The sequence below is a fragment of the Pantoea sp. genome (genome assembly GCF_039594315.1).
Lineage (GTDB): Bacteria > Pseudomonadota > Gammaproteobacteria > Enterobacterales > Enterobacteriaceae > Pantoea.
The window spans coordinates 282946-294739 of record NZ_JBCNNP010000003.1 but is presented as its reverse complement, the minus strand read 5'-3'; the positions used below and the strand labels follow the sequence as shown (position 1 = coordinate 294739).

The 11794-nt window shown below is 50.9% G+C and carries 10 protein-coding genes; 2 read left to right on the top strand and 8 right to left on the bottom strand.

From position 1 onward, the window contains the following. Both ABDW13_RS04455 and ABDW13_RS04450 read left to right on the top strand, forming a co-directional pair. On the top strand, positions 1-2813 hold a 2813-nt coding region (locus tag ABDW13_RS04455), incomplete at its 5' end, for an Ig-like domain-containing protein (RefSeq protein WP_343551207.1). Between the two features lie 228 nt (positions 2814-3041). Continuing rightward, a complete protein-coding gene (locus ABDW13_RS04450; protein WP_343551206.1) occupies positions 3042-4184 on the top strand; it encodes a fimbrial protein in 1143 nt (380 codons plus the stop codon). An 86-nt stretch (positions 4185-4270) separates the two neighbouring features. Here ABDW13_RS04450 and ABDW13_RS04445 read toward each other — a convergent pair whose 3' ends face one another. The 8 genes from ABDW13_RS04445 to ABDW13_RS04410 all read right to left on the bottom strand — a co-directional run bounded on the left by ABDW13_RS04445 (position 4271) and on the right by ABDW13_RS04410 (position 11463). Next, entirely contained in the window at positions 4271-4564 is a 294-nt protein-coding gene (locus tag ABDW13_RS04445) for a hypothetical protein (RefSeq protein ID WP_343551205.1), read from the bottom strand. Positions 4565-4644: 80 nt separating this feature from the next. Beyond that, the gene (locus ABDW13_RS04440) at positions 4645-7185 is read right to left on the bottom strand and encodes a fimbria/pilus outer membrane usher protein (RefSeq protein WP_343551204.1); all 2541 of its coding nucleotides are present in this window, start codon (positions 7183-7185) and stop codon (positions 4645-4647) included. Between the two features lie 62 nt (positions 7186-7247). Continuing rightward, complete coding sequence (locus tag ABDW13_RS04435; RefSeq protein WP_343551203.1) at positions 7248-7952, bottom strand: fimbria/pilus periplasmic chaperone; 705 nt, start codon at positions 7950-7952, stop codon at positions 7248-7250. Positions 7953-7994: 42 nt separating this feature from the next. Further along, a complete protein-coding gene (locus ABDW13_RS04430) occupies positions 7995-8492 on the bottom strand; it encodes a fimbrial protein (protein WP_343551213.1) in 498 nt (165 codons plus the stop codon). A gap of 271 nt (positions 8493-8763) precedes the next feature. After that, positions 8764-9147: an Hpt domain-containing protein gene (locus ABDW13_RS04425; protein ID WP_343551202.1), complete on the bottom strand. Its 384-nt coding sequence runs from the start codon at positions 9145-9147 to the stop codon at positions 8764-8766. Positions 9148-9222: 75 nt separating this feature from the next. Then, positions 9223-9846 (bottom strand): response regulator transcription factor, encoded by a 624-nt coding sequence (locus tag ABDW13_RS04420; RefSeq protein ID WP_343551201.1) that lies wholly within the window; start codon positions 9844-9846, stop codon positions 9223-9225. Between the two features lie 169 nt (positions 9847-10015). After that, complete coding sequence (ampC, locus tag ABDW13_RS04415) at positions 10016-11146, bottom strand: class C beta-lactamase (RefSeq protein ID WP_343551212.1); 1131 nt, start codon at positions 11144-11146, stop codon at positions 10016-10018. Positions 11147-11295: 149 nt separating this feature from the next. After that, positions 11296-11463, bottom strand: a complete 168-nt coding sequence (locus ABDW13_RS04410) for a YnfU family zinc-binding protein (RefSeq protein WP_343551211.1) — start codon at positions 11461-11463, stop codon at positions 11296-11298. Between the last annotated feature and the right edge of the window lie 331 nt (positions 11464-11794).

The following is an 11794-nucleotide window of genomic DNA, read 5'->3' as shown; positions in this document are numbered from 1 at the left end:
TCACCGATCCGGCCGGTAACGAAAGCCCGAAATCTACGCCGGTGATCGTTGATCTCGATACCACCGCGCCAGACGCGCCGGTGATTGGCGATCTGAAAGATGGCAACGGCGCAGACTTGTCTGCGGGCGGCCTGACCAACAACGGCAGCGTTGAAATGTCCGGCACCGGCGGCACCGAAGGCGACATCGTTAAGCTGTATGACGGCACCACGCTGATCGGCTCCACTACCGTGGGTGCGGACGGCAGCTGGACCATTCCGGCGGATATCAGCGGCGACGATGAGCACAGCCTGAGCGCCAGCTTCACCGATCCGGCGGGCAATGAAAGTCCGAAATCTACGCCTGTTATCATTGATCTTGATACTACCGCGCCAGATGCGCCGCTGATTGGCGATCTGAAAGACGGCAACGGCGTGGACCTGAGCACCGGCGGCCTGACCAACAACGGTAGCGTTGAAATGTCCGGCACCGGCGGCACTGAAGGCGATATCGTTAAGCTGTATGACGGCACCACGCTGATCGGCTCCACCACGGTGGGTGCGGACGGCAGCTGGAGTATTCCGGCGGATATCAGCGGCGACGATGAGCACTGCCTCAGCGCCAGCTTCACCGATCCGGCGGGCAATGAAAGTCCGAAATCCACTCCGGTGATTGTTGATCTCGATACCACCGCGCCAGACGCGCCGGTAATTGGAGATCTGAAAGACGGCAACGGCGCAGACTTGTCTGCGGGCGGCCTGACCAACAACGGCAGCGTTGAAATGTCCGGCACCGGCGGCACCGAAGGCGACATCGTTAAGCTGTACGACGGCAGCACGCTGATCGGTTCCACCACGGTGGGCGCGGACGGCAGCTGGACCATTCCGGCGGATATCAGCGGCGACGATGAGCACAGCCTGAGCGCCAGCTTCACCGATCCGGCCGGTAACGAAAGCCCGAAATCTACGCCGGTGATCGTTGATCTCGATACCACCGCGCCAGACGCGCCGGTGATTGGCGATCTGAAAGATGGCAACGGCGCAGACTTGTCTGCGGGTGGCCTGACCAACAACGGCAGCGTTGAGATGTCCGGCACCGGCGGCACCGAAGGTGACATCGTTAAGCTTTACGACGGCACCACGCTGATCGGCTCCACTACCGTGGGTGCGGACGGCAGCTGGAGTATTCCAGCCGATATCAGCGGCGACGTTGAACATAGCCTGAGTGCCAGCTTCACCGATCCCGCCGGTAATGAAAGCCTGAAATCCACCCCGGTGCTGGTCGATCTCGACACCACTGCGCCAGATGCGCCGGTATTTGATGCCGTCAGCGATGGTAAAGGCAGCAACTTGTTGGCGGGCGGCTTAACCAACAATGGCAGCCTGACACTGAGCGGTACCGGTACATTTGGCGATATCGTCAAGATTTATGACGGTGCGACAGTTGTAGGATCAGCAATGGTTGGCGCAGATGGCAGTTGGAGCATTCCAGCTAACATCAGCGGTGACACTGAACACGAGCTCAGCGCCACTTATACCGATCCAGCTGGCAACGAAAGTGTGCATTCGTCACTGGTCACCGTTGACCTTGATACCAATCCACCGGATGCGCCGGTCATTAGCGTGGTTCATGATGGTAAAGGTACGCCGACTGATTTAATCAGCAATGGTTTGACCAACAATGCCAACATTACTGTCGGCGGCGTCGGCGGTACCGCGGGTGAAATCGTTAAACTGTATAACGGTCTCAACGGCAACTTAATCGGTAGTTCAATCGTGAACGCTGACGGCAGCTGGAGTATTATCACTAAGTTGAGCACTGATGGTGCGCGCGATTTACAAGCAACCTTCACTGATGCGGCAGGCAATGAAAGTCTGTATTCGGCAGGTGTTGAGATGACGTTGGATACCACGGTGGCAAACATGGGTGCACCGATTATTACTAACAGTAGCGGTGTCGCAATTGCTTATGGTGCCAATACCAATGAAGTTCGTCCGTTAGTGAGTGGCACTGCAGAACCGTTTGCCACTATTACGCTGCGCATCGCATTGAGTCAAAACCAAGGCTGGGGCGCAGGCAACCGTGTGTTTACCACTACCGCAGATGAAAACGGAAACTGGTCAATTCAGGTGGTGCAAAAGCTGCCGGACGGAGACATGTTCTTCCGTACCAGTCAGACCGATCTTGCTGGAAACTCGAGCCCATTAGGTAGTCAAGGTAAAATCCATATTCTCGGAGGTTCAAGTGCGGCCGCTGGCCCAGATCCGGTTCAGCCGATGACTATTGATTCGAACAGTGATGAACACAGCTCACTGATGACCACCGACCACGCGCATACACAGGCGGTCGATGACGTTCAGCACAGCCATGCTGCGCCAGTAGAAGAAGCACCTATTGCGGCGGCGGTTGCAGAGCCTACGATTGAGACGACAGAACCTGCGCAGCAGCAGGAAAAAGCTGAAGCCGTGGCTGCGCCGACAGTTGCCGATGATCATCCGATCAGCCTGGCAAATCTGCCTGAATTGCAGCAAGAAGCGCACACGGTTTCGCTGGAAGGCAACGGCACCGAAGATCACATCAAAATCACCATTGATGATGTGCTGACCTTTGGTAAAGAAGATCTGTTCATCGAAGATGGCCACAAGCAGTTGCTGGTAACCGGTGATGAAAGTGATTCAGTCAGCCTTGAAGCAGTGAACGGTGATAAAGGCATTCAGAACTGGAACGCGCAAGGTGAAGTGACGGTAGAAGGTACGGTTTATAACATCTACCAGAACGACAACCACGAGGTGGACGTGCTGATTCAGCAAGGTGTGCAAACGCATCATAATTAAGCAGCGATGGTTGTTCTTATAATAAATGATTCTGATATGCCTGGTTTTCCAGGCATATTTTTTGCTGTTTAAAAACCTTTTTGTATGAAATGTCCTACTTATCTCGCGATTGACTCTGATGGTTAATTAATTAGCTAAAATTTAAAATGATATAGCGATAAAAATGTCGTTTTTTATTTCAACACCACAAACTCAACTGCATAAATGATGTGCAGCTATGGACTCGTTATGAATAAATTCGTTTCTGCACTGCTGCTAATTATTACTGCAATGATCAGTCAGCAAACCTGGGCGGCTCGCTGTGATTATATTGATAACACTCACGCCGTTAGAATGACTATTCCGTTATCGGTGGGAAATATCTCCGTTGGAAAGGATGTCAGCATCGGCACAATAGTGCATTCGTTCAAAGTCGTGGGCAACAACGATTTGCGTCCGTGGCAGAATTGTAAGCACGAAGGTGCACCCAATGTTGTTATTGACCAATATCTTAGTTTGATTAATACGCCCAGTCCTGTATCGAACTGGGGCGGCCCTTATGCAGGGGCTATTTATCAAACAACCGTTCCGGGACTTGGCTTTGCCATCATTAATAATGATGGCATGAACCCTGGGCAGGCAATAAGTACTGTTGCTTCTAAAAAGTGGATGACACCAATTTCTCAATATAATGATTCGGGCTATAGTTTTTATTACGGAAACTCATTCACGATTTATTTTATTAAAACTGGCGATATGAACTCTGGGTCGGTCGACGGTACTCGACTGCCAACGGTATTGCTGACGACCAATTCAGCTACCCCAGTGGCAGGTGTTCCAGACACGATCTATAGCATCAACTTTTCCGGAAGCTTGAATGTGATTGCCGCCACTTGTACCACACCTGATGTCAACGTCAATATGGGTAAATGGGATGTGAGTAATATTTCAATTCCAGGACAATCTACGACAACTGCTTGGGTACCTTTTCAGGTTAATTTAACTGGCTGCCCAGCAATGCGCGGAAATTTTTCTGATACCAATTCACCGCCAACTTATGATACTAAAAATGGATTCTCGGCTGGAAAACTCATTCTTAATGCCATTGATATTCTGTTCACGCCGAGCTTTGGCGTGGTTGATGCAGCGCAAGGGATTATGAACATCCAAAGTGGTGCAAATGCAGCAAAAGGAGTTGGCATTCAGATAGCTAATGATGATGGTGCACATACGTTGGTTAACTTTAACAATAAAATTAACAAGACACTTCCTCAAACGTTGTCAGGATCCAATTATAGCTTTGGCTTTGCTGCTCGTTATATTAAAACAGGCACCACCGTAACGCCTGGGATTGCTAATGGTAAGATGATATTTAATATCAACTATTATTAACTTTCAATACTGACAAGCCCGAGTGAATCTATTCGCTCGGGCTTTTTAATGGCTATACCTATGTCCATGCCTCTACAGCGAACTGCTTAACGATACGTCGTCGTCACAATTCCCTTCCGTTTGGTGTTATCCAACCAAGTTATATTCACTGTTCCCTGCTTAAAAGCAGCTTCATTGCGCTGGCTGAGTTGGCGAATATCCACCCTGGTCGGTTTAACCGTTTGCGGGCAATTTGTACTGACCGTGGTGCGTTGCACATTGATCTGGCAAGTGTCTTCTTTAATTGCACCGAGGAAAGTAATGGTAGACGTTGTGGCGTGAACCGGGATGGCGATGAAGGTAATGATGAGAAGAGAGAGCGTGGCGCGACGGAGAAACATGATGTGGCCTCATATCAGGGAGCATTACCCTAATAATCGGCCACAATGAGAAAATCTGAAGGAGTTGGCGTGTATTTTTGTTAACGACCGCACAGCCCAGTAAACGACTGCAACGCCGCTTTGCTGCCCTTGGCATCGGGCATGCGTTTATATGGCAATGAACAGGACTGATCGGCATCATCGCCCCAACGCACTGTTAACGTGCCCTGCTCCTCTTCCACCAGCGCGTACGCTTGTCCCGCCTGACCGACTGAACCCACCACATTGCCTTTGCTGTCTAACACATCTGCACCAAACGGCAATGGCTTGCCTTGTTGGGTTGCAGTGATTAAGATCGGCAAACCACGACGCGCGTTGTATTTCACTTTCACCACCGCACCAGCATAAGGCGCAACGCGCGCGGAGGTGTTTTCCAGTTCAACGCCATCGGATGCGCCTTTTGGATCCAGCACAATTTCGTTCATCTGATACGGATTCAGATACGGCACCAACGCATAACCGTTGCTGTCGACATACACGCCCGGATAAGACGGAATGCTGGCACCTTGCGCGCCTTTGGCTTCAACCAAGGCGTAAGTGTCGCCGGTATACGGACTCAAGGTCACGCCGCCGCTGTGTGCCACAATCGAACCATTCATGCCAAATGAACCGCTCTGATAACCTTTACCGGTGCTCACCGAACCACTCAGGTTGGTGACGCTGGCGCGATATTGCGCGTTAAGTGATCCGCTGCTGCCTTCATTTGGCGTAGCGTGGCGCGCAGTCGCGCCGTAGCTGAACTGGCTGTTATCACCGGCGGTGCCAGACAATGACGCCTGCTGGCCCCAGCGTCCGTCGTTGTCGTGTGACAACTCGGTACGCAACTGCGGCGTATACTGGCTGTTCTCGCTACCCAACGGCATGCTGATGCTGAGTAAATAGCTGTTTTGCGTGCTGCCATAGCTGCTGTAGCTGCGGTTAACCGAAATACCCCATGAAACCGAACCGGTGCGATTGTTGTAGCCCAACTGGAACTGTTTCTCGTTGCCTTCACGGTTCCAGTAATCCTGCACTGATCCACTGAGGTAGAAGTTGCCCCACACATCCGGCAGCGCTTGCCCGGCGGTCACCGAGAAGCGGTTTTTGGCGCGATAAACGGTGTTCAGATCGGCACCACGCTGCAACGCATCACGGCTTTGCATCGCGGTCATGAAATCCATAAAGCCGGATGTCGAGAAGCGATACGCGGCGATCGACAAATTACTGCCGGTTTCTGGCAACGCTTCGCTATAACTGACGCGATAACTCTGCCCGCTCATGCTGGCGTTGTTCTTTTCGCTGTCGGTTAAATGCGTGCGCGCTTGCGTCACATCAAGCGCAAACGCGCCCACTGGCGTGCCCAACGCCGCACCACCTTGTACCGCATAATAGTTTTGGCTGGTTTGCACACCGACGTAACCGGTCACATCGTTAGTCAAACCGTGTTGCCAGGTTCCCTGCAATAAAGCCGGTGTATCGCGCAAATAATCAGTGCGCAATTTACCGCCGGTAACGTCATAACGATAAGTGCCTGGACGCAGCAACTCCGCTACCGCGGCATACGGCACGCGGAAGCTGTTTTTGGTGCCATCTGCTTCATTAACCGTGACTTCCAAATCGCCGCCGTAACCGGTGGGATAGAGATCGTTGATCAGGAATTCGCCCGGCGGCACGGTGGTTTCATAAATCACCTGGCCTTGCTGGCTCACGGTCAAACGCGCATTGGTACGCGCGATGCCGCGAATCTGCGGTGCATAACCACGCTGCGATTCCGGTAACATGCGTTCGTCACTGGCGAGCTGTACGCCGGTAAACGGCAGCGTATCGAAAATCACGCCGCTGGTATTGGATTGACCTACAACCACACGACCACGCAGCGGCACGATATCGTGCTGCACGTAGGTGTTGAGCGCCTGATAGCTGCTACCACCCTGCTGCTGCCAGTTGTAGTTTCCGTTATGGCGCAGATACCAGCCGTCGAGATTGAGTCCCGCGTTGATGCCGCCAAAGAACGATTTATACACTTGCCCAGCCGAACGGCTGGTATAGGCGTTGGTGGAATAGCCCAGCATCAACGCGGGAATGCCTTCATCCCACAATGCCGGATCGATGTAATCACGCGGCACGCTGTTGAGATAAATTTGCGGGATCGAGATATCCAGACGCAGTTGGTTACTGTCATACGTGACAGTCGCGTCAGGCAGCACAGTTTCCAGCGCGCTACAGTCGGTTTCTTTCGTCAGTAAATCGGCAGCCGACGCAGGCAACGCCGAACTATTAAACGGGATATGTTTCAACATGGCGGACGGAATACAAGCGCGCACGCGCTTATCCGTCCACTCACGGAACGTAATGTTTTCATTGGCGATCAGATGATCGTTGACGTACACCAGCGTTTTATAAGTACCTGGCGTAGCGGATGCACCTTCATTAAAGCGGCTGAGATCAATCGCGCCGCCTTTACCTACCTGTAAAAAGCTGGCATCAAATTCCGCTTCTTCAGCGGCACGTGCAGGATCGACACCACTTAACAACGCCACAAGAATCGCGCTGGCCAATACGGTGCGACGCATCTGCTGTTTACATTCCCTGGTAAAAGTCATAGTCGTGCCTTCCGGCATGTCATGGCATGCCGGTTATTGGAGGTTAAACAAGGAGGTGAAACTTATTTAATCGTGGCGGTGAATGGTTGTACGGCGCCGTAATCGTTAACGTAATCGCCGCTGATTTTTGCCCCTGCGCCAGCGTTGATTTTGAAGTTCAGCGAAGACAAAGGCGGCACCATATCCGCATCAATGGTCTTACCGTTCACCGTTATCGTCACTAACGAGACGTTGAATGGTGTTGGATTGGTGGCTTTCAATTGTCCACCGCTTACCGACCAGCTCAGCGATTTCACCGCTTCGTTGGGATCGCCCTGCAAACCCGCCGGACGATAAAACAGTTTGATGCGCGAGCGGAATGCCATCTGCAACGTGTTGAGATCTTGTTTTTCTTTGCCTTTCGCCGGGATCTCTAACACGTTCAGCCAGGATACCGATTCACGATCGTGGGCAAAACCTGTCGCATTGGTCAGCGACAAGCGCAACGTCTGGCCTTTAGCGGCATCAACACGGTTGACCGGCGGCGTAATCACATACGGCGACTGAATAGTTTCGGGTGTCGCATTGGCATCTCCATTATCCACCCAGCTCTGAATCAACACTGGCGCGCTGCCAACGTTTTTCAGTTGCACGGAGACTTCTTTGTCTTCCTGATGATAAATAACGCGAGTGCCGGTAATCACGATGCTGGCGAATGCCTGAGAGCTCACCAACGCGGCGCAAAGTAATGAAATTACAGGGAGGGTTTTTACAATGGAGATGTTCATGAGGAATCCTAAAAAGTAGGTGGGATTGCTCCCACCTGACCATTACTTGTACATAATGGAGTAAACAACACTGCTCTTAACCAGACCCGCAGTGGTCGCACCTTCTGCGTAGTACTGAACTGCGTAAGGCAGCGAAGCGCTTGCGCCAGTGATGGTTGCGTAGGTGTTTTTGGTCACCTGGTTGGTGTTACCCGCCTGAATCACAGCAGAGTTAGCGCCGTCCAACAGTTGCAGGCTGACGTTTTTAGCACCGGTGGTGTTGGTGTTGGTCAGACGACCAGTAACAGTGTCAACAGTCGCACCTGATTCGAAGAACGCAGCAGCCGTTTTCAGGGTGCCAGCACAGTTGCTCAGCGCCATGTTGAAGCCAGTGCGGCCAGCAGTCTGAGCTGCAGCAGTCAGCTGTGAAGTAGAAACGGTTGGCAGAACGATGGTGGCATCTTTGTTCTGGCCATCAACGATGACGTCACAAGTGTTGGCAGTCAGTTCACCATTGAAGGTGATGGTGCCAGTAGAAGCAGCCTGAGAAGCCGCGCTCATTACCAGCAGAGCCAAAGCAGAAGCAGCGAAGATAGAAGTAGTTTTGTTCACTTTAAGTATTCCGTGTGTTTTCCATAATACGAGGAGGCTGAGACTCCGATCTTCAGACTGGGCTCCCGAATAAAATCCAGATGAGACGCCGTCTGATGAAGCGCATATTAAAGGTTGGATGCAGGACGAAATATCGGAGTGAAAGCGGAGTTATTGTAGGCGGGTGACGAATCTTTGTAGGGCATTTTGTCAGGCGCTGTAGTCCATTGTAAGCAGGCAGTTATTGCGGCTGAAGAAAGCCATTAATGGCGGCATTGAGTTCATCAATGGCAAGCTTGGCTTCAGACCACAAAGTGGTGAGATGGGATATTTCAGGCGAGGTGACTAAGCAAGCTTTTTCTAAATTTCGGCAGGCGATTTCGGTACGTTGTGCGCCGGTTATTTGCGCTGCACCAGATAAGCGATGAATGGTTTTCGCTAACTCATCCCAGGCTTGTTGTTCGAATAATGATTTGGCTTGTTGCAGGTCGGTGATATTGCTTTGTAACGTCATGGTTAGTAGCGCATGTAGCATCTTATTATTGTTATCCGTCAGGATATGCAGGCGCTCAACGCTGAGTAGCGAGGATAAAACGGGAGAGGACGATCGGCTGGATGTGTTCACAGTGGCCTCTTTCAGTAATAACCATGCTGCATGTTGCAGAGGGTATACATTAACCCAGCATGGCTGATCCATAACTTAATCAAGGTGATGGCGTCGCGCAAAGTCAATCAGCTCAAGCGTCGAACCCAATGACAATTTCGTCAGTATGCGGGTTTTATAGGTGCTGACGGTTTTATTACTGATATGCATCACTTCGGAAATATCGATCACTTTCATGCCGCGCGCTAAATGCTGTAACACCTGGAATTCGCGGCTGGAGAGGTTTTTAATCGCATCCACTTCCACTTCCGGCATTTTACTTGCGCCCTTCTCACGACGTTTCAGCGGGAAATAACCGTAGCCACGCATTACCGCGCGCACCGCATCGCCCAGCTCTTCCAGATTATTTTTCTTGCCGACAAAACCATCTGCGCCAGTGCTCATGCAGCGACTGAGATAATGGTCATCATCTCGTGCAGTTAACACCAAAATACCGCCGCGATATTCCGCCGCGCGCAATTTCACAATCAGTTCGATACCGCTTAAGCCAGGAATATCGAGATCGAGCACGATCAAATCCGGATGATGCTCGTTAATCATTTTTAATGCCTGATGACCTTCATCGGCTTCCGCAACTATGGTATGCCCATCTTTTTCCAGCAAAAAACGCACGGCAAGACGTGCAACTGGATGGTCATCGATAATCATAATACTTGCCATCTTCACCCTCTATTACGAAGACAGTAATCGTCCTTATATTCTAAAAGATCGCGCTGATAAAACAATCAGATAACCGGCGTGATATTGCGTCGACGTAGGAAATGTCTTACAGACGCAAGGCAATTACTTAAGCGGGGAAAATCAAGGAGCGAAAATTCGCCCCTTTGGCTTACTGCATTGAATCGACGATTTTCATCGCCGCTTTGACGCGTTCGGTGTTGGGATAGTTTTTATTCGCCAAGATCACGATGCCGATCTGCTTCTCAGGAATAAACGCAATGTAGGCGCCAAAGCCGCCAGTCGCACCGGTTTTGTGTACCCACGAAGCTTTTACCCGTGGATGGGATTGATGATCAAGGACCAACTGTGGACCAAGCGCAATTTTGTTATCCGCGCCCTGCACCGCCATCTGTGACTGTTGTGGCCAATCCAGCATCTCCCAGCCCAAGCCTTGATACAGCGCATCGGTGCGATAGAAGCGTGTTTGCGCCAGCTCCAGCGCCTGCTGCAAAGTCTTATCTGCAATCTGCTGCGGATCTATATTGGCCTGCATCCAACGCGCCATATCTTTGATGGTGGTTTTTACACCGTAAGCTTCGGCGTCCAGCATGCCGGGTGAGACGTGCACCGGTTTGCCATCGCGATAGCCCCATGCGTAATCACTTTTTGTGGAATCAGGCACGTTGATATAGGTGTGTTCAAGCTTCAACGGGGTCAATACGCGCTGCTGCATCGCCTGCTCAAAACTCAATCCGCTGGGTTTGCTGGCTAACCAGCCGAACAGACCAATGCTGCTATTGGCATATTGACGCGTTTTGCCAGGCGCCCATTGCGGCTGCCACTGTTGGTAGAAATTGGCCAATTGCTTTTCATTAGTGACTTCGTCTGGCACCTGCAACGGCAACCCCCCCGCCGTGTAAGTCGCCAATTGCAGCAGCGTAATATCGCGCCACTGCGGCGTACTCAGCGCAGGCCAGTATTTGCTGGCTTTGTCATCCAGCGCGATCTCATTTTTGCTGATGGCCACCGCACTCAGCACGCCGGTGAAGGTTTTGCTCACCGAGCCGAGTTCAAACAGCGTGTCTTGATTGACCGGGCGATGCTGGGCTACATCCGCCATGCCCCAGGTGAAGGTGTGCGTTTGACCTTTGCTGATCACCGCCACCGCCATACCGGGAATGCCTTGCTGCTGCATCAACGGTTCGATGACCTGACTCACTTCGGCTTCCATATCAGAGGCGCAGGCGGTGGTTGAGAGCAGCGCGGTTAGCGCAGTAGCAAGCAATGTTTGAGAAATCAATTTCACGATAATTAACCTTCCGGGTTGTTTTTCCGCGGATAGTTTGCCCAAATTTATTGGCGACAACAAACGGTTAATCAATGAGAGTTGACGGCGGTAGAAATTTTACTGTCAGTTAATAAACTGAGTGAAATCAACTCCTGCGGAAGTTAATTACCCTCAGAGTTCATAATAAATAGAGACTTACAATGTGGGCAAAGCATTGCCTGCCCGCGTAATTTTTTTTGCGCCGACTGCGTGCAGAATTTCTTGCAAACTGGACATTGAGCATTGACTCCGCTTCGCCCAACATTTTCCAGTAGTCGATTTAACCACATCATGATCTTTTCCTTTTTTCGCTAATTCTAGTTTAGCACGCCGCGTTTATTTCACTGCCAACCAACTCGGTCAAAAAAAAGAAATACACTCAAGCCCATAATTAATATCAACATAGTAAGATTAATTTATTTTTTCTTGAAAATCAGACAATAAAACGAATCTTGGACTACACTTAAAAAATATTTTCATTCCTTCCGCCCCCTCTCATACCGTCAATCCTTTTGTTGATAGTGCCCATTTCTTTACGTTTGTGGATATCGCTGTGATGCTATTATGAAAAATAAAACTCCCACGGATTCTTTTTTATATAATGAAAACCTGCCATTAGCT

Coding starts and splice junctions, on each gene's coding strand:
- ABDW13_RS04450 (WP_343551206.1), top strand. CDS start 3,042: ATGAATAAATTCGTTTCTGCACTGCTGCTAATTATTACTGCAATGATC.
- ABDW13_RS04445 (WP_343551205.1), bottom strand. CDS start 4,564: ATGTTTCTCCGTCGCGCCACGCTCTCTCTTCTCATCATTACCTTCATC.
- ABDW13_RS04440 (WP_343551204.1), bottom strand. CDS start 7,185: ATGACTTTTACCAGGGAATGTAAACAGCAGATGCGTCGCACCGTATTG.
- ABDW13_RS04435 (WP_343551203.1), bottom strand. CDS start 7,952: ATGAACATCTCCATTGTAAAAACCCTCCCTGTAATTTCATTACTTTGC.
- ABDW13_RS04430 (WP_343551213.1), bottom strand. CDS start 8,492: ATGAGCGCGGCTTCTCAGGCTGCTTCTACTGGCACCATCACCTTCAAT.
- ABDW13_RS04420 (WP_343551201.1), bottom strand. CDS start 9,846: ATGGCAAGTATTATGATTATCGATGACCATCCAGTTGCACGTCTTGCC.
- ABDW13_RS04410 (WP_343551211.1), bottom strand. CDS start 11,463: ATGTGGTTAAATCGACTACTGGAAAATGTTGGGCGAAGCGGAGTCAAT.